A 24,124-nucleotide genomic window follows, 5' to 3' on the forward strand; every position below is an offset into this window, starting at 1 on the left:
TTCACATCCATATAAGACAACCTGCTGCCGAAATAAATATCGCGATAAGAAACATGTTGACAAGCGATCACCGGCACTGCTAGATAAAAGATATCGCGATAACAGTTATCGCTACATAGGAGAAAGCATCATGACCACGATCAGCACTGCCACCATCGTTGCCGCCGCTTTTGCCGCAGCGATCACTGTTGTCAATCCCGCCCATTCCGCCGATACGCTGCCTCAGCAGCAGGCTGTCAAGAACGTCGTTCTTGTTCACGGTGCCTTTGCCGACGGCTCGGGATGGCGCGGCGTCTACGACCTGCTGACGGCGCGCGGCTACCGTGTCAGCATCGTCCAGAACCCCCTCACGTCGCTCGCCGACGATGTCGCCGCCACCAAGCGCGTGCTGGATCGTCAGACCGGCCAGACCATCCTCGTCGGCCACTCCTGGGGCGGCACGATCATCACCGAAGCCGGCGTTCATCCGGACGTGGCGGGCCTTGTCTACGTCTCGGCACTGGCGCCGGATGCCGGCGAAACCACCGCCGACCAGTACAAGGGCTTCACCGGTTCGCCCGAATTCGTCATCGAAACCTCGGCGGACGGCTTCGGCTTCCTCGACCTGCAGAAGTTCAAGGCCGGCTTTGCTGCCGATACGAGCGATGCGGACGCGGCCTTCCTTCGCGACTCGCAGGTGCCGGTCAACATGTCGTCCTTCGCCACGAAGCTTGAGAACGCAGCCTGGAGGTCGAAGCCGAGCTGGGCCGTGATCGCCACGGAAGACAAGGCTTTCGACGGCCGCATGCTGCACAAGATGGCGGATCGGATGGGCGCCAAGATCACCGAGGTCAAGGCCAGCCACGCGCTGTTCATGACCCAGCCGAAGGTGATCGCCGACGTTATCGACAACGCGGCGCGCAGCGCAGGTGAAGCCAAGCGTTGAGGCGACCAGGTCATCGGGATGGGCAGGCAGTCGGTTCGCGGATCGGCTGCCTACCTGACTCTATGCGAGGCCATCGGCTGGCACCGCCGACGGTTGCGGGGGTCCGATAATGGGTGCGGTAGCATACCAGGCAGGAACGCTACCTGTGTGACGAGGGTTTGCTGATCATCAGGGCGAGATCAGCATGGGATCGTGCCCGCGACGCGTTCGTCAGCGCGGCCGTCGAGGCCGGTTTGATCCACTAGCGCGTGGATCCCGCGACAAGAGGTCTGTCTATATTGCCACCGACCGGGAACCTTACCGGCTCTCGGCAGTTTGCCAGGCTGGTCGGGGCTTGAGGTGCACGGTTGGCGGGGACAGGTTGAGATATAGCTCATGCGTTCACCGAAGCCGCGGGCAGGTCATGTTGCAAGTCTGCGGCCGCATGACATGCCAGCCCGGAGGCCTCATTGGACGCTGCTCTCAGACGACACGCCCGCTCCCTGCAACTCGTTGCAGCGCTCCTGCTCGCCCTGTTCTCTGTCTGGGCTATCAAGGTAGAACTGCCAAGGGTCATTCCGGATCACGGGCTGTGGGATTTCGGCGCCTTCGTCGCGTCCGGCCGGGCCGCTGCATCCGGGCTCGACCCCTACGGTATCTACCCGCCGCTCACGCCGCATGTGGTGTTCCCGGGATTTCAATCGTGGAACCCCAATCTCAACCCACCCATCTCGGCGCTGCTGTTCCAGGCTTTCGATGCGGCCGATCCGGCGGTTTCCTTCCGCATCTGGCGGTGGATCTCGATCGGCTGCTACGCCGCCGCCGTCTTGCTTCTGCTTCACCGTTATGCACGCGGGCTGCAGGCGGTGCTGCTGGGGATCTGGGCGGCTGGCCTCGCCGGCTTCTGGGATACGCTCTATCTCGGTCAGATCTATACGCCGCTGGTGCTTTTCGCGGTGATTGCCTGGCTGCAGCTTGAACGCGGCAACGCGGTCCTGGCGGGGATCATGATCGGTCTGCTGGTGTCGATGAAGCCGAATTTCCTGGTCTGGCCGGTCCTGCTGTTTCTCTCGGGTTACCGTCTGCCGAGCCTCGTCACCGTGGCAACCGCGGCCGTCATCGCCTTGATACCGCTTGCCGTCTTCGGTCCGCAGATCTACCTCGACTGGCTGCGGCTGGTCGCCTCCGACGGCGACCGCGCCGTGTTTCTCACCAACGCCTCATTTTCCGGCCTTGCTGCCCGCGCTGGCCTGCCGGTCCTCGGATCGGTGGCTGGCGGGCTCTTGCTGCTCGGCCTTGCAATCTGGGCATTCCGGCGGCGGCCGACAATCATCGAGGTTGGAAGCTTCGGTCTCCTGGCGGCGCTCCTTGCGTCGCCGCTGGGCTGGATCCAGTACACCCTGTTCCTGCTGCCGATCCTGCTGCATTACCGAAGCCAGCCCTGGGCTTTCGTTGCCGCCCTGCTGCTCACCATACCGGTGCCTTTCGTGCTGTCCCAGTTCGGTGCGTCCACCGTGGCGCAACTGACCACCGGCTCGGTTTACGGATGGGCCCTGGTCCTGATGCTGGTGGGCCTGATTGTCCAGCGCTGGACCGGATCGGGCGAACAGGCTTACGGCAGCCGTCGGTAGATCCGCCAGTCCGCCGTCTCGGTTTCCAGCCGATAGTGACTGTCGATGTAGCCTTGGTAGATTTCCCGCATGCCGCCGGTCGTCCACGGCTCTATCGGCACCTTCGGATCGAGGATGAGCTCGACGGCGGCAAAGATGACCTCCGCGTCCGGATGGTGCTCCGGGTTCAGTGTTCGGCCCCAATGGTACCACGGACTGTCACCGCGTGGCGGGGCAAGGTTCAGGCCCGCCGAGAACGGGTTGACGAAATCCAGCACGGCCACATGACCGACATCCGGTCCGAGTGCCGCGAGCGCTGCCTTCCCGTCGGCAAGCGTCTCGTTGTAGCGGCGGAAATACCCAAACTGCCCCTCGCTCCACATCGGAACCAGCCGGATCGCGGAAAATTGCGGCAGCGGCACGGCTTCGCCCTTGCCGGATACCGCAAGAAAAGCATGCATGCTCAACGTCGTGGCATGGCTGGCGGAGGGCGGCAACAACAACGGGATCAGCAGCAAAGGCAGTCCCAGAGGCTGGACCGCGGATGAGTGCCGTTGACGCAGCAATGTCTCTGTGATGACCGCAGCACCGGCTCCAAGCGTCAGGATGCCGACGATCTGGAAGTTCTGCTCGATGATCAGCAGGCCTGTCGCCGCGCAGAACCCGGCGAACAACAGGTCGCGGATCCGTCGTGTCGCGGTGATGAAGAGGACCGAGAAGAGCCCGAAGACGGCGATGTCGGCGAGGTTCTTCAAGGCGACATTGGCCAGCACCTCGACAGATGGAAGCCCGCCGCTCACCTCACCCGCAAGCCGCAGGTCGGCCAGATGCGAAAGGCTGCCGCGCCAGAAGAACTCGACGCACAGCGCGCAGATGGCGATCGTCGCCAATGCCAGTGCCACCCAACGTCGCTGATGGTGGTCGGACAGAAGAAAGACCAGGAAAGCTATCTCCACCAGCGCATAGGTGATCTTGGTGTAGAGCATCAGCAGCACCAGGATCGTCGCGCAGGCGGCATCCCGTATGTCCTTGCCGCGGGACGGGTCGGAGCGACGCGGCAGATAGAAGACCAGCATCAGCCCGAGCGCGGCCCAGCCCATGCGGTTATAGAACATCGCAAAAGACAGCTCGCCGATCCATTCGCCGGGATTGGCCGGCACCGCCGCAATCAGCAGCAGGAACAGCGCCAGCGGCAGCCCGACGATCCAGCCCATCCGGCTGGCGATCACCTCGCCGGCGACGACGGCGAGCAGCAGGACGACGAGCGCCATGCCGACCGGCATCGCCGCTCCCATGCTGCCGGTCAGCCCGTATCCGGCGGCGGGAATGTAGAAGGCGAGCGGACCGAGCGAGGTCAGGAAGTCGACGTTCGGCACCTGGCCGGACCAGATGCGGTGTGCACCGTCGAGGAAGATGAAGAGGTCATTGACGTATTTGGTGGTGACGGTTGCTCCCGGAAGGGCAAGCAGCGCCGCAAGACAGAGACCGATGCAGACGATTACCGCGCGCTGACCCAAGCGTGCACGGCTGCCCGTCACGGTATCTCCATGTCCGGCCGCGCTCACGGCTGGCGGCGTTGATAGACTGTCCACGCGCTGGTTTCCTGCAGCAGTTCGAATCTCTGAAGAATATGGGGGCCATAAAGTTTCCGGAGCGGCGCGCCATTGATACCGCTTTGCGGGATCATGACGATTTCCACGTCGGCGAACAGCGCCTCGGGCGGCAGGTGGCTGGTCTCGCTGACATTGCGTCCCCAGTGCAGCCAGGCGCTATCGCCCGACGGCGGCGCGATGCCGAGGCCGGACGAGAACGGATTGACGAAATCGAGCGCCAGGACCCGCTCTGGAGCACGCGGCAGATGCGACAGCAGATCGCCGCCGCTTTCGATATCGTCGATATAGCGCTGCATGAAATCAGGCTGGCCACCGTCAGGATCGATGTTGCGCACATCCGCAAAGCGGGGCAGGCCCAGGGGCTTTCCTGAATTGCCGAGAGCATAGCCCGTGTGCAGCAGCAGCGCTCCGGCGTGATGGGCGATCGGTGGAACGAAGAAGAACGCCAGGATGAGCGGTAGGCCTCTATGAAGGGCAGGTGTGGCGGCGGCGACCGCATCCGATCGGAGCCGGCTAATTCGCTCGATGGCGACCGCCGCTCCCGCGTAGAGCGTGATGATTCCCCAGCCATGGGCGTTCTGGTTGAGGATCATCAGGCCGGCTGCGAGGCAAAAGCCGTAGAACAGCAGATCCGTCAGGCTGCGGGTTCTCGCGAGCGCGACACCGGTGATGATCAGAAACACGGTCACGTCAGCCAGGTTATTGAGTAGGCTGCGAACGAGGCTCGGAAAGTCCTTGCCGCCACTGACCTTCGCTGCAGCTGCCAGGTCCTGCAGATGTGCGAGCGAGCCATGCCAGACTGCCTCGATCAGCAGACATGCGGCAGCGGTCACGGCAAACGCGATCCACACCCAGCGCGCCTGCCGGCGGTCGAACAGCATGAAGACCAGGAACCCGGCGCCGACCAGACCGTAGGTGACCTTCGTGTAGATCTGGATGAGCAGAAGGAAGCTTGCCGCGAGGCCGTCGACCAGCGGGGAGTGACCGGCACCGTCACGGGTCTTCTCATGCGGAGGGAGCACCATCACCAGCAGGAGAGCCAGTGCCACCCAGCCGATGCGGTTGTAGAACATCGCAAACGACAGAAGGCCGATCGGGCTGCCAAGATTGATCGGTGCCGCGAGGATGAGGATCAGGAACGCGCCAAGCGTCACGGCCAGCAGCGGGTTGAGCCTGGAGGTGAGGATGCGGATCATCGCCGGAGCGAAGGCAAGCACCAGCAGAGCCATGCCGAGAGGCATCGCGGCTCCAAAATTGCCTGTCAGCCAGTAGCCGAGAGCCGGAACGTAGAATACCAGCGGTCCGAGCGCCGTATGGAAATCGCGGTTCGGCACCTGCCCGAACGAAACCCGATGCGCGCCGTCGAGGAAGATCAGCACGTCGTTGATGAAGGCCGCCGTCACGGTGCGACCGCTGAGACCCAGCATAGCGGCGCAGACGACGGTCACCAGGAGGATGGCCGACGTCGGGTTGAGGAGGAGGCGCCGGCTCATCCGGGGGCGAGCCCCGGAGCCGGCGGAGCATCGGCGGACGGTCTGCGTTGGAAGAGAATCCAGTCTTTCGCTTCGCCGACCGCCGAGAAGTTGTCGCGAAGGAAGGACAGTGTCCGCTGCTGCAGGCCTTCGCCGCTCTCGCCCGTTTTGCGCAACAGCACCGTATCGATGCCGGCAAAGCGGTCGGCGGGCTCGACGGGCGGCATCTCGGCCATCACCGTGCTCCAGCGCAGGTCGATCGAGCCCCGCGATGGTGCAAGATCAAGTGCTGCCGAGGCGATGTCGGGCTCCCCAAGCACCATGTGGACGCCCAGAGGCTGCTTCGATTGCCGCAGCAGTTCCACCGCTTGCGTCTGAAGGCCAACATACCACGTCTGCCCGCGAAAGCTGTCGGTCGTCCAGAGATCTGCCAGACGAACGCGATCAATGCGCGGTAGCGAGACGGCATCGCCCGCCCGGATCGTGGCCGCCGCCGCATGCAGCATCAGGGCCATTGCGCAGTGCAGGCTCGTCGGCAGCACGAACGCCAGGAAGAACAGTTTCACGCCGCTGGCGTTGACCATCTGCCTCTGGTTGATCGCCGGCTGCTCGTCCATCCGCCGCAGCAGAAGTTCGGCCGCCACGACGGCCGCCGCATGCATGCTGATGATCCCCCAGGGCTGATTGCTGTTGTGGCTGAGGATGATCAGGCCGCCAATGGCGCACAGCAGGAAGCACAGCAGGTCGCGCGGGCTCCGCCGCATCCACAGCGTCAGGCTCGCCAGAATGCCGAGGAGGAGAAAATCGGCAAGATGCGTCATGCCGCGCTGGAAGAAGGACCAGAGGCTCCCGGCGAGCAGGCCGTTCTCCGTCAGCAGACGCCAGCTTTCGCGATGATAGGCGGAGGCGACCCCGGATCCCAAGTGAAGAGCAACGACGACGGCGATGATCACCATCAATGCTGGCGCGGCCACTCGCCACTGGCGCCGATCCGTCAGCAGCAGCACCAGAAAAGCCACGGAAACGATGCCATAGGGCGCACGCGTATAGAGGAGTGCAAGGGTGAGTAGCACGGCGGACGCTATATCCAGCGCCTCTGCGCGCGGACGGTCAGCTGTCGGTCGCAGATACAGCACGACCAGCACCGCCAAGGCGACCCATCCGATGCGAATGTCGAATTTCGCAAAAGACAGTGCGGTGACGCCGTCGCCGAGGCTCATTGGCGCGGCAAGGATCAGCAGCAGGAAGCCGGCGAAGCTGACCGCGAGGAACGGACGAAGGCGCGTGGCCAGGACGTGCGATGCGATCGCAGCCGTCAGGAGGACGAAGCCGGCCATCGACAGCGGCATTGCCAGGCCGAAGCTTCCGGTCCACCGGTAGACGAGCGCGGGGACGAAGGCAGTCAACGGCCCGAGCATTGCGGGAAAATCGACGCCCGGTTGCTGGCCGGCTGCGATGCGGTGGATCTGGTCGAAGATGAGGAACAGTTCGTCGAGCGATTTGGTCGCGACCGTTACGCCTGGCAGCGCAAGAAGCGCCGCACAGAACCCGCCGATCAGCAGCACGGAAGCAGCAGGCGACAACGACAGCCGTTTCGTGCGGCCAGAGGTTCCGCTGCCGGCCGTCGTCGATGTCACAGCTTGAGCCTCTTGAAGATCGGTTCGGGGATCGCACGGATGATCATCATCACCGGCCACCAGATGCGCCGCACATAGATCACGTCGCGGCCCTTCCTGTCTTCGGCAGCCGTAAGAATGGCCTTGCCCACCTCCGCCGGCTCGGCGGTCAGCAGCGGCGGCAGCTTCATGCCCGCCGTCATCCGGGTTCGCACAAAGCCCGGCTTTACCGTGACAACCCGCACGCCGGTGGACGCAAGACGGTTGCGCAGGCCGGACAGGAAGGCGGAAAAGCCGGCCTTCGCCGCGCCATAGATGTAGTTGGACCCGCGTCCCCGGTCACCGGCGACCGAACTGATCCCGACGATCGTGCCCGTCCCACGGGCGGCGAAGCGTTCCGCCAGCACACCGAGCAGCAGAGCCGGCCCCTCGAAATTGGTCCGCATGACGATCGTTGCGTGGTCGAGTTCGCGTTCCGCCCGCGTCTGGTCGCCGAGCTCGCCAACGACGCAGACGACCGTATCCGGCAGGGACGGCAGGCCGTCGACGAAGGTCTCGATGCGGGTGCTGTCGAGAATGTCGAGCTGATGGACGGTGACCTCGCTGCCGCTGCGCGTGCGGATATCGGCGGCCTCTCTCTCGATGGCGTCAGGCCGGCGCCCGGTCAGTTGTACGTTCCAGCCGGCCATTGCGTAGGCGAGCGCGGTTGCCCGCCCGATATCGGAGGTCGCGCCGATCAGAAGCAGGGTCTTGCCGGTTTTCATCATATGCCAAGCCTTGTGGAGAGCCGCGAGTTGAAACGTATGTCAGCCCCGATCGATTGCCGCAGTTCCCGGAATGCCGCGAGATGCGGATAGCCGGCCTCGAACGTGCGGCGCGATTGTCGCGCGTCCTTCGCGAGATAGAGCCGTCCCCCGGCTTCGACAACCATCTTGTCGATCTCGCCCAGCAAAGGGAAGACGTCCGGCGTTGCCGGAAGATCGAGGGCGAGCGTGTAGCCGGGGAAGGGAAAGGACATCAGGCCGGAGCCGGAGCCGAGCTTCTTCAGGACCGCGAGGAAAGAGCCGCGGCCGGAGCTGGCGAAACGCTCGATGATCTCGCCAAGCACCGCGAGCGCATTGGCATCCGGCACGACGCACTGGTGCTGCAGGAAGCCGCGGCTTCCGTACAGGCGGTTCCAGTCGCCGATGCCATCGAGCGGGAAGAAGTACGGGTTCCAGTGAACGAGCGCAGGCTTGCCGGCCTTGCGGGCGCCCGCTGTGAAATAGGCCTGATTGAAAGCCGAAACACTCATTCGGTTGAGAGCGAAGGCGGGGAAATCGATCGGCAGCGCGAGTTTCGCCGGCTTGAGGGGCGGGTAGAGTGTATCGGCTGCCTTCTCGGCCTCCACCTCCTGGCGCGTCGCGTGCTCGCCGGTGAAAATGAGCGAGCGGCCGAGCGTTGCGCCGCGTGCCAGGCAGTCGATCCAGGCGACCGAATAGGTCGTCGCGTCACTGGCGGTCAAGGCTGTCAGCGCCTCGGCGAGCGTATTGGCGACGATGGTGTTCTGCCGGATCCAGCCGCTCTCGATGGGCTTCAGGGCGAAGGTTGCCTCGACGATGACACCCGTCAGTCCCATGCCGCCGATGGTGGCCTCGAACAGCGCGGCGTTTTCGCTCCGGCTGCAGGTCAGGGTCTTGCCGCGCGCCGTTACCAGCTTCAATTCGGTGACGCAGGCGCCGAAGCCGCCATCCCGGTGGTGGTTCTTGCCGTGCACGTCTGACGCGATCATTCCGCCGACGGTGACGAACTTGGTGCCCGGAACGACCGGCGGGAAATAGCCGCGCGGAATGAAGGCGTGCAGAATATCTGCGAGCAAGGTTCCGCCTTCCACCGTCAGAAGACGGGTCGAAGCGTCGAAGGCCCTCATCCGGCTGAGGCCCCGGCACATCAGCGTCGCCTGTTCGCCAAGCGAGGCGTCGCCATAGGATCGGCCGTTGCCGCGCGCGATCAGTCCCTCCGCCGAGGTCACCATCTGCGGCAAACTTTCCGGCCCACCGCCCTCCAGCACCTCGCTGTAGTAGCGCGGATAGCGTCCCCAGCCCTCCAGCATCATCTCACGCCCCTTCCGATCGGAAGACGAACCGGCGGTCGAGCGTGTATTTTGACACGTAGCCGATCGCCAGGCCAAGCGCACCGCCGGCATATTTGGCGAAATCTGTTTCCCAGATCGTCCAGAAGGCGATCTCGAAACTCCAGAAGATGATCGTCGTCAGGACGCTGAACATGCCGTAGAGCGCCACCTTGCGGGCCTCGCCAGCATGCGAGGTATAGCCGTCATAGAAGATCCACTTCTTGTCCAGCACATACTTCACCGCAAATCCGGCAATCGTCCCGCCAAGGATCGACAGGATCAGCGGTGCGATCGGCGCCGTCCTGACGACGACCTCCTGCACCGCGAAGTTCACCAGCGTGGAGATCACGGCAAAGATAACGTAGCGAAAAAACAGGCTCATCCGGTCGTCGGGCCCTTTGCAAAGGAAAGCAGACAGAGGTGCATGCGGACGCAGTCTACATCGCGCCGATGACGAATGCACCGACCACGCCAAGCGTTGCAAGGCTCGTCCTGTCTTTCAGTGCAAAGACGACCGGATCGTCGTGCATCTGGCCGCGATGGGCCAGCATCAGCACCCGCGCGATCCAGTAGGCGAGGATCGGCCCGATCAGCCACAGGATGCCGGGACGGCTGTAGAGTTCCTGAACACTTTCGCTCGCGACATAGAGACCGAACAGCGTCAGCGCGTTGAGACCCGCTGCAGCGGCGAGTGCGCCGACCATGGCGAAATCCGCATTGCGATAGTCGCGGCTCTTGGAATCCGGCAGGTTGGCATCGCGGCGCCCCTTCAGCTCGACGTAGCGCTTGACCAGCGCCAGTGACAGGAACCAGCTCATCATGAAGGCCAGCAGCCATGGCGACACCCAGACCGACAGCGCCACCGCACCGCCAACGACGCGCATGGTATAGAGACCGGCGAGCGCCACCACGTCGAGGATCATCATCCGCTTCAGGTAGAACGAGTAGGCCGTGGTGAGTGCAAAGTAACCGGCCAGTGCCGCCAGGAAGCCGAGCGAGATCGATGCGGCAAGCGCCAGTGACAGCAGGAACAGCACAGGCATCGCCATCAGCGCCCAGGAGAGCGGAATATCGCCCCGCGCCAGCGGGCGCCGGCACTTGGTACGGTGGGCGCGATCGTCCTGCAGGTCGACCAGGTCGTTCAGAAGGTAGACGCTGGAGGCGCACAGTGAAAAGGCGATCGCTGCGAGCAGCGTTTGGATCACGCTTGGCCAGTCGAAGAGATGGCCGGTCAGCAACGGAACGAAAACCAGGCCATTCTTGGCGTACTGGTGAACGCGCAGCATCCGAGCCCAGGTCCCCCAGGTCGGCTTCTCGTGCGACAGATACTCGACGTCCTGACACTGCTGGTTCAACTGTCGAGCGACGCCAGAGGGTGTACGGATCGCATAGGCCTTGGCAGCCCGTTTCCAGACAGGAAGGTCGGCAGCATCGTTGCCGATATAGTCGAAACCCCGCTCGCCGAACGCGTCGACGAGCCTGCCGGCCTTGATCTCGCCGGCGCAATTGGTCATCTCATCGGTGGCGAACCAGCCGTCGAACAACCCGAGATGATCGGCCACAGCCGAGACCAGCCGCTCATGGCTTGCCGACGCCAGATAGACCGGCCGACCCTCCGCGACCGCGCGCCTGATCACGTTCAGAACCTCGGGATCGTACGGAAGGATCGACGGATCGAAATCTGCCGGCTCCGAAAGGCGGTGCTTGAGGCTTGCCTTGCTTTTGGACAAGGCACGGAACATGTCGAACAGGGACTGCGGGCGCCGGCTGAGCTCGGAAAAAGCGGTCTCGATCAGAAGGTCGGAGCGGACAAGCGTCCCGTCGAGATCGACGACCAAAGGCCGCTCGCCAGGGTTTGCAGAGACAGCTTGAACCCGACCGTTGGCGACTTCGTCCTCGCGTACATGCACGCGCCGCGCTTCAATGCGCGGATGGCGGCGCAGCGGCGCTCGTGCTCGGATGAATTCCTGCTGTATTTCGCTCACTCTGCACCCTTCGATCCCCAATCGGGACACCCTTTGCGGCAAGCCAAACTGTACGCCCTCCGTTAAGTTCCAAGATTTTCGGACGCTTTTTTGCAGTTGCTCAGTGAGCGGCCAGCGCTCTGCCGCTGCCAGATCGCCATGAGGGCGCGGCATCGGTCAAATCCATGGTGGAGGTTCTGCCAGCCAGCCGACCGGCAAAACCCTCCTGTGTTCTATCGGCTCAGGGTGCCGTTCCGCCAGCCGGCGGCGCCGCAGGCGTGGTGCCTTGCGTCGGAGCGGCAGTGCCAGGTGCGTTGGCATCGGTTCCAGGGTTGCTGCCGGGCATCAGGAACATCACCGCGAGGATGATCACGATGACAGCGATGACGGCGTACAGAATATTGCGATTCACTTGGGGTCCTCCTGCTGCCTCGACGATGAGGCCGTGCGCCTAACTCCAGTCGGGCGAAAAAGTTCGAATGAATAATACGGTGGTTGCGATTTTTTCGAGTTGCGCCTCGCAGTAAGTCATCGCTAACATATGCATTCGCCTGTGGCTGCGGGAGGTGCTGTCGGAGGTGGAACTAGTCGGCGCGATCAGCGTTTGATGCCGCGCAAGGGGAGTAACTTCATGACATTGATGCGGTACCTGGCTGGCGCAGTCGGCATTCTGGCGATCGTCTTCCTCTGTTGTCTCGCCTATGCGTGGCGCAGCGAGATCGCGCCGATCGAGCCGCCGGCCGTGGCTTCGTTCGATGCGGCACTTGTCCAGAAAGGCGCAGCGCTCGCAGCCGTCGGCAACTGCAACGTCTGTCATACGAAGCAGGGCGGGGAAGTCTTTGCGGGCGGCCTGGAGCTGCCGACGCCGTTTGGCACCATCTACTCGACCAACATCACACCTGATCCAGACACTGGCATTGGCCGTTGGTCCGAAGAAGCCTTCGCGCGTTCAATGCGGGAAGGCGTGGACCGGGAAGGCCGCCACCTCTACCCGGCGTTTCCCTATGATCATTTCACCAAGGTGACGGACGACGACAATCGCGCCCTCTACGCCTATCTGATGACCCGCAAGCCGGTGAAAGCGGAGGCACCAGCCAACGAGCTGCCGTTCCCGCTCAACGTCCGCATGGTGCTGGCCGGCTGGAAACTGCTGTTCTTCAAACCCGGCGCCTATGAACCCGACGAGACGCAGACCGCCGAATGGAACCGCGGGGCTTATCTTGCCGAGGGCCTCGGTCACTGTGGAGCCTGCCACACGCCGCGCAATCTGCTCGGAGCGGAGAAGCAGGACGAACGCTATGCCGGCGGCGAGGCCGAAGGCTGGCTCGCCTATGCGCTGAATGCTGCCTCTCCGGCACCTGTTCCGTGGACTGTCGAGACGCTGACGGCATACCTGACCACCGGTTATGAAGAGCATCACGGGGTGGCGCGTGGCCCCATGGCGCCCGTCACCGCCAACATGAAGTCTGCGGCGGAGGGCGATGCCAGGGCCATCGCCACCTATATCGCATCGGTGATGGGCGAGCCGAGCCCTGAGCGAACGAGCCGTGGCGGACGCGCCATGCAGCAGCCGACCCAGCATCCGCCTGGCGTCGAGGTTCAGGCTGCCGGTGGGCAGACGCTGCCCGGCCAATTCGATGCGAATGATCCGGGGGCCGCCATCTACGCGACCGCCTGTGCCAGCTGCCACGACGCAGGGCGCCCGGTGCCCTATGGCGGCCTGCCGCTCCGGCTCAGCTCGGCGACCTACGGGCCGACCCCGATGAACCCGATCAACGTCATCCTCTACGGTCTGCCGGCACCGGAAGGCGAACGCGGGCCGATCATGCCCGGCTTTGCCGGGGCGCTCACGGATACCCAAGTGGCGCAACTGCTCGCCTATATCCGCAAGACCTTCAGCGACCAGCCGGAGTGGAAGGATACCGAGGCTCTGGTTGCCAAGATCCGTGCCGGCGAGCACGATACGCAGCTTCGATCGCTCGGCAGCGGATCCAGCGCGCCAGCCAATCCAACCAAGCGAGAAACGTCATGGTAGCCCTCACCGTCAATGGACAATCTCACCAGGTCGACGTCGAGCCGGACACCCCGCTGCTTTACGTGCTGCGCGACGAGTTGAAGCTGAATGCCGCGAAGTATGGCTGCGGGCTTGGCCAGTGCGGTGCCTGCACGGTGCTCGTCGACGGCGAGCCGGTGTTCTCCTGCGTCACGCCGATCCTGCTGATGGAAGGCCGCACGGTGACGACGGTCGAGGGGCTGGGAACCATCGAGGCGCCGGGTCCGATGCAGCAGGCGTTCATCGAAGAGCAGGCGGCCCAGTGTGGCTACTGCATCCCGGGCATGATGATGCGGGCGCAGGCGCTGCTGCAGCACAATCCGGCGGCAACGGATGAAGACATTCGTGCCCACATGGAGCCCAATCTCTGTCGGTGCGGCACGCATATCCGGATCATGGCCGCCATCAAGCGGGCAGGAAAACTCATGCAGACGGCATCCGCCGGCTCAGCGACGAGGACAGGCTGATGGAACGCGTGCCGAGCTTGAATCTTACCCGACGGTCGGTTCTCACCGGCACCGGCGCTCTCGTCATGGCGTTCACGCTGCGCCCGGCTCAGGCCCAGACGATTATGGCGCCGGGCGACGAGACGCAGAATTTCCAGGCGCAGCCCCAGCCGGCCCCGGATCTGCCTGGCAGCCTGAAGACCAATCCAAACCTGGAATCCTGGCTGCGGATCGAGCCAACCGGGCGTGCGACCATCTTTACCGGCAAGGCCGAACTGGGTCAGGGCATCAAGACGGCTTTGCTGCAGATTGCGGCCGAAGAGCTGAAGATCCCGTTCGAGAGCCTGTCGCTGATCGGGCCGGACACCAGCCTGTCTCCGAACGAGGGCTACACCGCCGGCAGCCATTCCGTTCAGGATAGCGGCACGGCCATCCGCCATGCGGCGGCCCAGGCGCGTGAGATCCTGCTTGGCGACGCGGCAAGACGGCTGTCGCTGCCGGTCGAGCAGTTGCGCGCCGGCGATGGCGCGATCACCGGCCCTGGCGGACAAAGACTGAGCTATGGCGAACTTGTTTCGGAGCATCTGATCGAGGGTCGTGCGCAGCCGAATTCGAAGCTGACGGCACCGGCCGATTTCATCGAGATGGGCAAACCGCGGCACCGGATCGACATCCCTGCCAAGGTGACGGGCGGCGAGGCCTATATCCAGGACATGCGTCCGGACGGCATGCTTCACGGCCGGATCGTCCGCCCGCCAAGCCCGGGTGCCCGGCTGCAGTCGGTGGATATGCGGGTTGCTGAAGCGATGCCCGGCGTCGTCAAGGTGACGCGAGACGGCAACTTCCTCGGCGTGATCGCCGAGAAGGAATGGCAGGCGATCAAGGCAATGCGGGCGCTTTCCGCCACGGTTCGCTGGCAGGAGCAGGCATCGCTTCCGGACGTTGCGAAGCTGCCGGAGGTGTTGATGGCGATGCCGGCGGAAGACGGCGTCGTTGTCGATCAACGCGTTCCGGTATCGGTTGCCGAGACCGTCGAGGCGACGTTCACGCGTCCCTACCAGATCCACGGTTCGATTGGCCCATCCTGCGGCCTTGCCAAGCTGGAAGGCGGGGTGACGACAGTCTGGACACACACGCAGGGTGTCTACCCGGATCAGAAGGCGATCGCCGAGATGCTCGCCGTGCCCACCGAACAGGTTCGTTGCATCCACGTCGAAGGATCCGGATGCTACGGGCATAATGCCGCCGACGACGCAGCCGCGGACGCTGCATTGCTGGCGCAGGCGGTGCCCGGCCGTCCGGTGAAGGTCCAGTGGATGCGCGAGCAGGAGCATGCGTGGGAGCCCTTCTCGCCCGGCATGGTGACGAAGGTGCGCGCCGGTGTCGACGCGGGCGGCAACATCGTCGACTGGAACTACGAGCTTTGGAGCAACAGCCATAATTCGCGGCCCGGGTCTGCCGGCGCGCTTCTTCCCGCACAGCATATCGGCAAGGCATTTCCCGCCGACGTCGCAAAGCTGCAGATCACCCCGGAAGGCAATGGCGACCGCAATTCCAACCCGCTCTACGCTTTTCCCAGCCGCCATGTGATCTGGCATTTCCTGGCGCAGGCACCCATCCGGGTGTCGGCACTGCGTGGTCTGGGCGCCTACTTCAACGTCTTCTCGATCGAGAACTTCATGGACGATCTGGCGGCCAAGGCCGGCGTCGACCCTGTGGAATACCGACTGCGCCATCTCCAGGATCCTCGCGCCAGAGACGTGGTGACGCGTGCCGCCGAACGCTTTGGCTGGAAGGCTGGCCAGAAGGCCGAGCAGAACCACGGTTTCGGCTTCGCCTTCGCGCGCTACAAGAACCTTGCCGCCTATTGTGCCGTGGCCATGGAGGTGAAGGTCGAGCCGGAGACCGGACGCGTGCGTCTGATCCGTGCATCGTCCGCCGTCGACGCCGGCGAAGTGGTCAATCCGGATGGCGTCATCAACCAGGTCCAGGGTGGTATCATCCAGGCGGCCAGCTGGACGCTCTACGAAGCCGTGACCTTCGATCAGACGCGCATCACCAGCGTTGACTGGTCGACCTACCCGATCCTGCGCTTCGATGCGCTTCCGCAATCCGTCGATGTCGACATCATCCCGCGTCAGGGGACGCCGTTCCTCGGCGCCGGCGAGTGCGGCCAGGGGCCTGGCGGTGCCGCGGTTGCCAACGCGATCACCAACGCGGTCGGGCGGCGCATCTACGATCTGCCGCTGACGCGCGAGCGCGTCCGGGCTGCTGCCAATTCTTTTGGTTGAACAGATGAGGTGTTGATGGCGAGCCCGGCGCTCGCCATCAACGGATGGAAAGCGCCGTCGCTCCACCCGCCGTCTGGACTGCGAGGCTGCCGGCGCGAATGCCGGAGGCGAGACATGTCTGCATGTCCCGCTGATCCAGCCAGGCATCGAGGAACCCGGCATTGAAGGCGTCCCCCGCGCCCGTGGTATCGACGACGGTGACATCTTGCGCGGGCGCGTGAAGGGCATCCCCGCCCGCAGCCGCCCACGCACCGTTTCCGCCGCCCTTCAATGCGACGTGCGGGAAACTCGCCTGCAGCATGCTAAGCGCCGCCTGCGGATCGGAGAGCCCGGTGATTGCCTCGGCTTCCTCCAGGTTCGGCAGGAACAGGTCGACGCCGGCGCAGGCTTGAAGGAAACCCGCGTCGTAGATCAGCGCCGCATCCCAGCTGGGGTCCAGCGAGACGGTCAGGCCATTCGCCTTGGCGCGCGTGACGAGGTCTGGCATTTCGTGCAGTGTCGCGTATTCGGCGATGTGGAGGTGCAGCGCCTCGTCCCAGCCGAGTGCCGCGTCAAGCGTCGCGGGCTTGGCAGGTCCGGCCCGACGGGTGAGAAATGCCCGATCCTGGCCAACGACGGTCGCAACCGTTACCTGCGGCCCGGCGTCGGCGGCATGCTCGAGGAACTGCAGGTCGACACCGCTGGCACGCATCTGGTCCCCGATGTCCTGCGACAGCGGATCCGTTCCCAGCCGCGCCACGAGTGCCGCCTTGCGCCCGACATGTGTGACATGCGCGGCGGCAATGTAGGCGCCACCCCCGGCGGCGATCTCCATCCCCTCGGCAAACAGCTCACGCCCCAGCACCGGCATCTCGTCGAGACCCGTAAAGATGAGGTCGCAATAGATCCGCCCGATGCAAAGCACCGCGGACCGCTTGGCATGGCTTGAACTCATGATCGGCCCAGGAAGGTCTCTTTGTGGGCGTCGAAGAGATACAGGCTGCCGGAGGACGCGGCGCAGGTCAGCTGGCTTCCGACTTCCGGCATGAACTTGTCGCGCGCTGTCGCAATCACCGGGGTGCCGTCGACATCCAGATGAACAAGCGTCTCCGGGCCGAGCGGCTCCACCGCCGTGACCGTCCCGGTGAGCTGGATCCCGTCGGAGGGCGCCTGCGGGTTGGCGATTAGATCATGCGGTCGGATGCCGATCAGGATCTCGCCGCCGCTTGCAGCCTCAACTCCAGTGCCGATGCGCCGGCCGCCGATCAGGTTCATCGACGGGCTGCCGATGAAGCGGGCGGTGAACACGTCGACCGGGCTCTCGTAGAGTTCGGATGGCGTGCCGACCTGGAGGATGTGCCCGTCCTTCATGACGACGATCCGGTCGGCCATGGTCATGGCTTCCACCTGGTCGTGCGTGACGTAGACCGTCGTCGTCTTCAGGCGCTGGTGCAGGCGCTTGATCTCGATGCGCATCTGCGCCCGGAGCTGGGCGTCGAGGTTGGACAGCGGCTCGTCGAACAGGAAGGCGGATGGATCGCGCACCATCGCGCGGCCGATGGCGACGCGCTGGCGCTGGCCACCCGAAAGCGCCGCCGGCCGGCGGTCAAGGAAGGTTTCAAGCCCGAGGATCTTGCCGGCCTCCTCGATCCGCTTGTCCTTCTCCTGCTTGCTGAGCTTGGAGGTGTAGAGGCCGAAGCCGATGTTCTGCCGCACAGTCATGTGCGGGTAGATCGCATAGTTCTGGAACACCATGGCGATGTTGCGCTGCTTCGGGTCGCGCTCGTTGACGACATCAGGGCCGATCTTGAGGGTCCCGGCGGAAATCTCTTCCAGTCCTGCAATCATGCGCAGCGTTGTCGACTTGCCACAGCCGGAGGGCCCTACGAAGACAACGAATTCGCCATCGGCGATCGACAGGTCGATGCCCTTGACCGCCTCGACCTTGCCGTAGCGCTTGACCAGTTTCTCGAGTTCTATCGTCGCCATCAAGCGGCTCCCGTCAGCGCGTTGAATTTCTGCTGGAGTTCTGCGTCCGCTGCCGCCTGTTTCGCTGCGGCCTCAGCCGCATCAGTTTCGAAGGCCGAAAGCTTTTCGCGGTAGGCGACAAGCGCCTCCTGCATCGGCTCCGGGGCCGGTCCGCCGAAGCGGCTGCGAACCGCAACGAAGTGCTCCGGCGAGACGATCTCCCTGAACTTCTCGAGATCGACGGAAGGCTTGCGGCCTGTCGAATGCTGGAAGGCATCGAGAAACGGCTGATATCCATCGTTCGGCAGGTCGCCCTTGGCGGCAACCACGCTCCTGGCGGTCGCTGCGGCGATTTCATGCGCCTCGCGGAAGGACAGGCCCTCGATGCGCACCAGCGAATCGGCAAGTTCGGTGATGGTGATGCAAGAGCGGCGGATGTTCTGGTCGACCCGCTCCGGGTCGATGCTGATCTGGGAAATCAGTGCCGCCAGCAGGTCGAGCACGCGTGAGGCAGAGGCGAAGGCTTCATAGCCCATCCCTTGCGTCTCGCCTTCGCTGTCGTTCATGTCGGTGAACGGCGTATTGTGCATCACGTCGATCACCGTGCGGGCGCGTCCGAATGTCTGGCTGGCCAGATGCCGCAGGTGCTCGATCGGCACGGGATTGCGCTTCTGCGGCATGATCGAGGAGATCTGCACCAGTGCGTTCGGCACGTAGATCTGGCCGACCTCAAAGCTCGTCCAGAACTGGAAATCCTGGATGAGGCGCCCGAGATGCAGGAACATCAATTCGATGGCCGAATAAGTCGAGGTCGTGTAGTCGACCGCTGCGATGCAGGAATAGGAATTGCGCTGGGCGGCCGAGAAGCCGAGCAGGTGCGCCACGCGGGCGCGGTCGATCGGGAAGCCGGACGTGGTGATCGCGGCCGCACCCATGGACGACAGATCGACGATCCTGCGAGCTTCGGCAAACCGTTCGATATCGCGGATCAGCACTTCGATCGCCGCCGACAGATAGTGGCCGAAGGTGCTCGGCTGGGCCGGCTGGCCGTGTGTATAGGCAACGATCAGCGTCGCCCTGTTGCGCTCGGCGGCGTCGATCATGGCGGCGAGAAGCGCCCGCGCCTTGACCATCAGCGCGTCGATCCGCTCCTTGAGGCCGAGCTTGAACAGCGTGTGGTCGATATCGTTGCGCGAGCGTGCCGTGTGCAGGCGGCCTGCCCTGTCGACGCCGATGCGGGCCTTCAGCTCCTTCTCGATCAGGAAGAAGAAATCTTCCACCTCGCCGGTGTAGACCAGCGTCGACGGATCGATCTCGCTGTCGATGGCAACGAGCGCGCCGGCGATCTTGGCCGCAGCGTCGCGGTCGAGAATGCCGGTTTCCACCAGCATCACCAGATGCGCGCGGTCGATCCGGCGGAAGGCCTCGACATGATGGCCCTTGGCGCCATCGAAGAGCGGCCGCAGAACGGTGTCCTTGTAGACCGGATCCGGGAACCGGCTGGTGTCGGAAAGGCGCGGGTTCATATCCGCCATAGTGATTATCCTTTCAGGCCTGCGAGCATCACGCCGCGCACGATGTAGCGCTGCAGGACGAGGAACACGAGAAGCGTGGGCAGGGTGGCGATTGCCGCACCGGTCATGATCATCTCCCACTGGATGGACTGCTCGACGGCAAAGCTCGAAAGCCCGACGGGCAGCGTGTAGAGTTCCTTGCTGGTGGTGACGATCAGCGGCCAGAAGAACGCCGTCCAGTTGCCGAGGAAGGTGAAGATGGCGAGCGCCGAGAGCGCCGGGGTGACGAGCGGCATCGCCACCTTCCACCATATCTGGAATTCGTTGAGGCCATCGACACGGGCTGCCTCGATGAAGTCGTTCGGCACGGTCTCAAAGAACTGCTTCATGAGAAACGTCCCGAAGGCGGTCATCATGCCGGGGAACATGATGCCCCAGTAGCTGTCCAGCCAGCCGAGCTGGCTCGACATCAGGTACCAGGGAATGACCAGCATCTCAGTCGGGATCATCAGCGTCGAGAGGATGGCGATGAATACGAACTGCCGGCCACGGAACTGGAACTTGGCAAGCGTATAGCCGACGAGGCTGTCGAAGAAGCAGTTGGAGACGGTGACGGCCACCGCCACCAGCGTCGAATTGAAGAACCAGCGCATGAAGCGGCCGTCTGCCAGCACCGCCACGTAGTTGGCAAGCGTCGGCGCTGCCGGAATGAGGCGCAGGTCGTAGACCTGGTCAGCGGTCTTCAGCGAGGTGGAGAACATGAAGGCCAGCGGCGAGATCATGATCACCCCGCCGATGAACAGCAGCGTCCAGGCGATAATCCGGCCGGGGCGGATGTTGGCGCGGTGGAGCGTCGGGGCTTCGCTCATTTCTTTTCCCTCAGGATGAAGAGCTGCAGCAGCGAGACGATCATCAGGATGACAAACAGCACCACCGTCTGGGCTGCGGCATAGCCCATGGCATAGGAGTTGAAGGCCGTCTGGTAGATCATCAGCACGAGCGGCTTGGTTGATCCGAGCGGCCCGCCGGGATCGTTGGTCGTCATGTTGTAGACCTGGTCGAAGATGCGCAGGAAACCGATCGACGAGAAGACGACGAGGAAGACCGTGGTCGGTTTCAGCAGCGGCAGCGTGATCTTGCGCAGGATCGCCCATTCGCCGAGACCATCGATGCGGGCAGCTTCATAGAATGTCGACGGGATGGCGCGCAGGCCCGCCATGAAGATGATGATCTGGAACCCGAGGCCCGCCCAGATCGCCGTCACCATGATCGAAAACAGCGCCTGGTCGGTCGAGCGGATGAACGGCTGCTGCGGAATGCCGACAACGCCGAGCAGGTCGTTGATGATGCCGATCGGCGGCGGCTGGTAGAACCAGCGCCACACCCAGGCCATGGCCGCGGCTGTTGTCAGGAACGGCAGGAAATACAGCGCCCGGATGAAGTTGTGCATGAAGCGGACGCGGTCGAGGAAGTAGGCGATGGCGAATGCAAGCACGAGGCTGATCGGCGTACCGACGATCAGGTAGGTGAAGGTGTTCTTGAACACCTTCCAGAACTGAGGGTCCTTGAACAGCTTGATGTAGTTGGCAAAGCCGACGAGCTTTGCCGGCCGCAGCAGGTCCCAGTTGGTGAACGACAGGTAGAATGCCTGCAGCGTCGGGTAGAAGCGGATCACCGTGTAGAACAGGATCGGCAGCGCCAGGAAGCCCCAGACCCAGAGGAGCCGTCGGGTGCGCATCGAGAGGCGGTCGCTGAAGCCGCCCCCCGGGTTGCCCCCGAGGTGACTGGTGGGACGGCCAGGCGCCGCCCCCTGCTGTTCAATCGCTGCCATGACCGGCTCCGTCGCTTTAAGGCTTCGCCGCGTCGATGATTTCCTGCTCGGCTTCCGCCGCCTGCTTCAGCGATTCCTGGACCGGCTGTTTTTCCAGAAGCACCCGGTTGACCATGTCGATGGCGTTCTGCCGTTGGGCGGCCTCATCCATGAACATCGTCGTATGCGCGTATTCGAGACCCTTGAGGAACGGCCCGAAGACCGGATCCTTGAGATTGGCTTCGGTCATCGCCGCCGAACGACGCGCCGGCAGTTCGCCGACGGTCTTCAGCCAGATGTCCATCGCCTCGGGCGAGGAGATGTAGGCGAGGAATTTCTTCGAGGCTTCGAGTTCCTCGCCGCTTGTCTTGGCGCTGATGCCGTTGGCGAAGTAGCTGGCATAGTTGGAGCGCACACCTTCGGCATTGGCCGGCAGTTCGGTCACGCCCCACTCGAAATCCTTGATGGACTTGAACGAGCCGAGGCGGAACGTGCCGTCGATCGTCATGCCGGCCTTGCCGCCGCGGAAGGCAGCCTGTCCTTCGTCCATGAACCCGGCCTGGCCGATCTTCTTCTCAAGCTGGAGGCTGGTGTAGAACTGCAGCGCCTTGAGGCCTGCCTCGCTGTCATAGGCAACCTTCCTGTCGCCGTCGGTATACGGTTCGCCGCCGAACTGGCGGATCAGCACTTCACGCCACCACTGGTGATCCTGGCCACCCATGTCGAGCGTCGAACCGGCGACCGTCAGATTGCCGGAAGCGTCGTGCTTGGCGATCTTCTGGGCCGCGGCGACATACTCGTCGAGCGTCTTCGGCGGGCTGTTGGGATCGAGACCGGCTTCGGTGAAGAGCTTCTTGTTGTAGAACAGCGCGAGCGAGCGGACGGCCGTCGGCAGGCCGTAATAGTCATCGCCACGCTTCATCGCCGAAACGATGGGGAAGAACTCGCTTTCGATCTTGTCGTGCGGGAACGTGTCCTTAGGGAGTGGCTGAAGGATGCCGCCGACCGCGAACTTGTCCAGCCAGCCGTAGAAGAGCTGCATCACATCCGGTCCGTTGCCCGACATGTTGGCGGCCACCACGCGGGTCTGGTAATCGGCGTAGGGGAAGGTCACCTGCTTGACAGTGATGTCGGGGTTGGCCTTCTGGAATTCGGCGATCAACTGGTCCATCGCCTTGACACGCGTGTCGAAGACGTACTGCCAGTATTCGATCTCGACCGCCTGAGCGGCATTGAATGCCAGCGTGCTGAATCCGGCGACGAGACCGGCGAACAAAGTTGCCTTGCGCATGTAAGCCTCCAGTTTCCCAGCCGGCATTCCGGTCGTGGGGTGATCGTTCCCTTGGCCGACGCGCTCAAACGCTCCGGCATTTGCAGTCGCCAGGCACACCCGGCATCGGCAGGTCTTCTCCTGCCGCCTGGCTCTTACGGTCTCCCGAGATCCGTCAGGAGTCAATAAGATAATTTACTTGAATTAATCTATTGCCGTTCTTCGCAGTTGGACGGTATGAATTCATGACGAGGAGATCGACATGACGATCCATCCGACCGGCAACCATCCGATAGCGATCGGTAAGAACCCCGAGCGTAGCCGAGACCACAACCGACGGGTCGTGCTCGATATCGTGCGCCAGCACGAAACCCTCGGACGCGCCCATATCGCGAAGCTCACTCAGCTGACGCCGCAGGCGGTTGCCAATATTGTCGACGAACTGGTGGGCGAGGGCTTGCTGATGGAGATGGGCCGCAGGCGAACGGGCCGCGGCCAGCCGCCCATCCAGTTCGCGGTCAATCCGGAAGGCGGCTTCACGATCGGTGTCGAGATCGCCGCCGACCACATCGTCACCGTGGCGCTCGATCTTGCCGGCAGGTTGCGCGCAAGTCGTATCCTGGCGCTGAAGGATCCCGGCCCGGATCATGTTCTTTCGACATTCGCCGCCGAGGTCGCGACGATCGCTGCCGAGGCGGGCTCCAGGCTCCTCGGCATCGGTGTCGTCATGCCCGGCCCTTTCGAGATCGACGGCATGACGTCTGTCGGCCCCACAACGCTTCCCGGCTGGAGCGGGCGCGATGCCGCAAAGGTGCTGGGCGAAGCCTGTGGCCATTCCGTCATCGTCGAGAACGACGCGACCGCAGCGGCCGTCGGCGAAAGACTTTTTGGCGCGGGGCTTTCGATCTCCAACTTCTGCATGGTTTATTTCGGCGTCGGTCTCGGTCTCGGCATCATCCAGGACGGCTCGCCCTATCGCGGTGCCTTCGGCAATGCCGGCGAAATCGGCCACGTGACGGTCGTTCCGAAGGGCAAGCAGTGTCCGTCGTGCGGACAGCTCGGCTGTCTCGAAGGCTATGTCTCGACCTATGCGCTGAAGGAGAAGCTTGCCTGCGCTGGGATCGTCGAGACGGACTTTGCCGATCTTGAGCGGCTGCATGCGGCAAACCATCCGGTGATCATCGAATGGGTAGAGGATGCCGCTACCTATCTCGGGCCGATGGTGGCGATGCTCGAAAACATTCTCGACCCGCAGACGCTGATCTTCGGCGGTGCCTTGCCCGACGCCATCATCGACGATGTCATCGGCCATATGAACCAGCTGCCGACATCCGTCGCCAGCCGCCGGCAACGCGATCTGCCACGGGTCATGCGCGGCAAGACCGGGCAGCTTACGGCCGCCCTTGGTGCCGCAGCGCTTCCGCTTTTCGACATGGTGACCCCGAAGCTGGAGATCTCGCTCCCGGCCTCGGCGGCCGCTCTTGCATGATAGTCTGAGGAG

At 63.7% G+C, this 24,124-nt stretch carries 20 protein-coding genes; 6 read left to right on the plus strand and 14 right to left on the minus strand.

The window, feature by feature from the left end; translation table 11 throughout:
• Positions 1 to 130: 130 nt before the first annotated feature.
• Both AAIH46_RS14835 and AAIH46_RS14840 read left to right on the plus strand, forming a co-directional pair.
• On the plus strand, positions 131 to 925 hold the full coding sequence (locus AAIH46_RS14835; RefSeq protein WP_430306722.1) for an alpha/beta fold hydrolase: 795 nt from the start codon (positions 131 to 133) through the stop codon (positions 923 to 925).
• 449 nt (positions 926 to 1,374) lie between these two features.
• Positions 1,375 to 2,535 carry a glycosyltransferase family 87 protein gene (locus AAIH46_RS14840; protein WP_430306724.1) on the plus strand — a complete coding sequence of 387 codons (1,161 nt, stop codon included), beginning with the start codon at positions 1,375 to 1,377 and terminating at the stop codon, positions 2,533 to 2,535.
• Here AAIH46_RS14840 and AAIH46_RS14845 read toward each other — a convergent pair.
• The 8 genes from AAIH46_RS14845 to AAIH46_RS14880 form a co-directional block, all read right to left on the minus strand.
• Complete coding sequence (locus tag AAIH46_RS14845; protein ID WP_430306726.1) at positions 2,517 to 4,052, minus strand: hypothetical protein; 1,536 nt, start codon at positions 4,050 to 4,052, stop codon at positions 2,517 to 2,519. The two genes, AAIH46_RS14840 and AAIH46_RS14845, sit on opposite strands and share 19 nt — an antisense overlap.
• A gap of 23 nt (positions 4,053 to 4,075) precedes the next feature.
• The gene (locus tag AAIH46_RS14850; RefSeq protein ID WP_430306728.1) at positions 4,076 to 5,620 is read right to left on the minus strand and encodes a hypothetical protein; all 1,545 of its coding nucleotides are present in this window, start codon (positions 5,618 to 5,620) and stop codon (positions 4,076 to 4,078) included.
• Positions 5,617 to 7,236 (minus strand): hypothetical protein, encoded by a 1,620-nt coding sequence (locus tag AAIH46_RS14855; RefSeq protein WP_430306730.1) that lies wholly within the window; start codon positions 7,234 to 7,236, stop codon positions 5,617 to 5,619. Before AAIH46_RS14855 ends, AAIH46_RS14850 begins: the two co-directional genes overlap by 4 nt.
• On the minus strand, positions 7,233 to 7,982 hold the full coding sequence (locus tag AAIH46_RS14860) for an SDR family oxidoreductase (protein ID WP_430306732.1): 750 nt from the start codon (positions 7,980 to 7,982) through the stop codon (positions 7,233 to 7,235). The genes AAIH46_RS14855 and AAIH46_RS14860 overlap by 4 nt, the downstream gene beginning before the upstream one ends.
• Positions 7,979 to 9,304 (minus strand): FAD-binding protein, encoded by a 1,326-nt coding sequence (locus AAIH46_RS14865; protein WP_430307325.1) that lies wholly within the window; start codon positions 9,302 to 9,304, stop codon positions 7,979 to 7,981. Before AAIH46_RS14865 ends, AAIH46_RS14860 begins: the two co-directional genes overlap by 4 nt.
• A gap of 7 nt (positions 9,305 to 9,311) precedes the next feature.
• Positions 9,312 to 9,710 (minus strand): GtrA family protein, encoded by a 399-nt coding sequence (locus AAIH46_RS14870; protein WP_430306734.1) that lies wholly within the window; start codon positions 9,708 to 9,710, stop codon positions 9,312 to 9,314.
• 55 nt (positions 9,711 to 9,765) lie between these two features.
• Entirely contained in the window at positions 9,766 to 11,313 is a 1,548-nt protein-coding gene (locus AAIH46_RS14875) for a UbiA family prenyltransferase (protein WP_430306736.1), read from the minus strand.
• Positions 11,314 to 11,533: 220 nt separating this feature from the next.
• Positions 11,534 to 11,704 (minus strand): hypothetical protein, encoded by a 171-nt coding sequence (locus tag AAIH46_RS14880; protein ID WP_430306738.1) that lies wholly within the window; start codon positions 11,702 to 11,704, stop codon positions 11,534 to 11,536.
• 228 nt (positions 11,705 to 11,932) lie between these two features.
• Here AAIH46_RS14880 and AAIH46_RS14885 point away from each other — a divergent pair, with 228 nt between their 5' ends.
• The 3 genes from AAIH46_RS14885 to AAIH46_RS14895 are packed head-to-tail and all read left to right on the plus strand — an operon-like array spanning position 11,933 to position 16,082.
• The gene (locus AAIH46_RS14885) at positions 11,933 to 13,327 is read left to right on the plus strand and encodes a c-type cytochrome (RefSeq protein WP_430307326.1); all 1,395 of its coding nucleotides are present in this window, start codon (positions 11,933 to 11,935) and stop codon (positions 13,325 to 13,327) included.
• Positions 13,321 to 13,812, plus strand: coding sequence for a (2Fe-2S)-binding protein (locus AAIH46_RS14890; RefSeq protein ID WP_430306740.1), 492 nt, complete (start codon positions 13,321 to 13,323; stop codon positions 13,810 to 13,812). Before AAIH46_RS14885 ends, AAIH46_RS14890 begins: the two co-directional genes overlap by 7 nt.
• Positions 13,812 to 16,082, plus strand: a complete 2,271-nt coding sequence (locus AAIH46_RS14895) for a molybdopterin cofactor-binding domain-containing protein (RefSeq protein ID WP_430306742.1) — start codon at positions 13,812 to 13,814, stop codon at positions 16,080 to 16,082. Before AAIH46_RS14890 ends, AAIH46_RS14895 begins: the two co-directional genes overlap by 1 nt.
• Before the next feature lie 37 nt (positions 16,083 to 16,119).
• Here AAIH46_RS14895 and AAIH46_RS14900 read toward each other — a convergent pair whose 3' ends face one another.
• From AAIH46_RS14900 to AAIH46_RS14925, 6 genes are read right to left on the minus strand one after another with little or no spacing between them, the layout of a single operon-like run.
• Complete coding sequence (locus AAIH46_RS14900) at positions 16,120 to 17,016, minus strand: carbohydrate kinase family protein (protein ID WP_430306743.1); 897 nt, start codon at positions 17,014 to 17,016, stop codon at positions 16,120 to 16,122.
• A complete protein-coding gene (locus AAIH46_RS14905) occupies positions 17,013 to 18,050 on the minus strand; it encodes an ABC transporter ATP-binding protein (protein WP_430306745.1) in 1,038 nt (345 codons plus the stop codon). Before AAIH46_RS14905 ends, AAIH46_RS14900 begins: the two co-directional genes overlap by 4 nt.
• Entirely contained in the window at positions 18,050 to 19,564 is a 1,515-nt protein-coding gene (argH, locus tag AAIH46_RS14910) for an argininosuccinate lyase (RefSeq protein ID WP_430306747.1), read from the minus strand. The genes AAIH46_RS14905 and argH overlap by 1 nt, the downstream gene beginning before the upstream one ends.
• 5 nt (positions 19,565 to 19,569) lie before the next feature.
• A complete protein-coding gene (locus tag AAIH46_RS14915; protein WP_430306749.1) occupies positions 19,570 to 20,412 on the minus strand; it encodes a carbohydrate ABC transporter permease in 843 nt (280 codons plus the stop codon).
• The gene (locus AAIH46_RS14920) at positions 20,409 to 21,374 is read right to left on the minus strand and encodes a carbohydrate ABC transporter permease (RefSeq protein WP_430306751.1); all 966 of its coding nucleotides are present in this window, start codon (positions 21,372 to 21,374) and stop codon (positions 20,409 to 20,411) included. Before AAIH46_RS14920 ends, AAIH46_RS14915 begins: the two co-directional genes overlap by 4 nt.
• A gap of 16 nt (positions 21,375 to 21,390) precedes the next feature.
• On the minus strand, positions 21,391 to 22,644 hold the full coding sequence (locus AAIH46_RS14925; RefSeq protein ID WP_430306754.1) for an extracellular solute-binding protein: 1,254 nt from the start codon (positions 22,642 to 22,644) through the stop codon (positions 21,391 to 21,393).
• Positions 22,645 to 22,885: 241 nt separating this feature from the next.
• Here AAIH46_RS14925 and AAIH46_RS14930 point away from each other — a divergent pair, with 241 nt between their 5' ends.
• Positions 22,886 to 24,112 carry an ROK family protein gene (locus AAIH46_RS14930; protein WP_430306755.1) on the plus strand — a complete coding sequence of 409 codons (1,227 nt, stop codon included), beginning with the start codon at positions 22,886 to 22,888 and terminating at the stop codon, positions 24,110 to 24,112.
• Positions 24,113 to 24,124: the final 12 nt, after the last annotated feature.

Origin of the sequence: Rhizobium sp. 0TCS1.26 (genome assembly GCF_050455525.1) — a bacterium.
In the GTDB taxonomy this organism is placed as follows: domain Bacteria; phylum Pseudomonadota; class Alphaproteobacteria; order Rhizobiales; family Rhizobiaceae; genus Neorhizobium.

Bases quoted from the DNA above. Each gene is read 5' to 3' on its own strand.
- AAIH46_RS14835 (WP_430306722.1), top strand. From the start codon at position 131: ATGACCACGATCAGCACTGCCACCATCGTTGCCGCCGCTTTTGCCGCA.
- AAIH46_RS14850 (WP_430306728.1), bottom strand. From the start codon at position 5,620: ATGAGCCGGCGCCTCCTCCTCAACCCGACGTCGGCCATCCTCCTGGTG.
- AAIH46_RS14860 (WP_430306732.1), bottom strand. From the start codon at position 7,982: ATGATGAAAACCGGCAAGACCCTGCTTCTGATCGGCGCGACCTCCGAT.
- AAIH46_RS14870 (WP_430306734.1), bottom strand. From the start codon at position 9,710: ATGAGCCTGTTTTTTCGCTACGTTATCTTTGCCGTGATCTCCACGCTG.
- AAIH46_RS14885 (WP_430307326.1), top strand. From the start codon at position 11,933: ATGCGGTACCTGGCTGGCGCAGTCGGCATTCTGGCGATCGTCTTCCTC.
- AAIH46_RS14890 (WP_430306740.1), top strand. From the start codon at position 13,321: ATGGTAGCCCTCACCGTCAATGGACAATCTCACCAGGTCGACGTCGAG.
- AAIH46_RS14895 (WP_430306742.1), top strand. From the start codon at position 13,812: ATGGAACGCGTGCCGAGCTTGAATCTTACCCGACGGTCGGTTCTCACC.
- AAIH46_RS14900 (WP_430306743.1), bottom strand. From the start codon at position 17,016: ATGAGTTCAAGCCATGCCAAGCGGTCCGCGGTGCTTTGCATCGGGCGG.
- AAIH46_RS14905 (WP_430306745.1), bottom strand. From the start codon at position 18,050: ATGGCGACGATAGAACTCGAGAAACTGGTCAAGCGCTACGGCAAGGTC.
- argH (WP_430306747.1), bottom strand. From the start codon at position 19,564: ATGGCGGATATGAACCCGCGCCTTTCCGACACCAGCCGGTTCCCGGAT.
- AAIH46_RS14915 (WP_430306749.1), bottom strand. From the start codon at position 20,412: ATGAGCGAAGCCCCGACGCTCCACCGCGCCAACATCCGCCCCGGCCGG.
- AAIH46_RS14920 (WP_430306751.1), bottom strand. From the start codon at position 21,374: ATGGCAGCGATTGAACAGCAGGGGGCGGCGCCTGGCCGTCCCACCAGT.
- AAIH46_RS14925 (WP_430306754.1), bottom strand. From the start codon at position 22,644: ATGCGCAAGGCAACTTTGTTCGCCGGTCTCGTCGCCGGATTCAGCACG.
- AAIH46_RS14930 (WP_430306755.1), top strand. From the start codon at position 22,886: ATGACGATCCATCCGACCGGCAACCATCCGATAGCGATCGGTAAGAAC.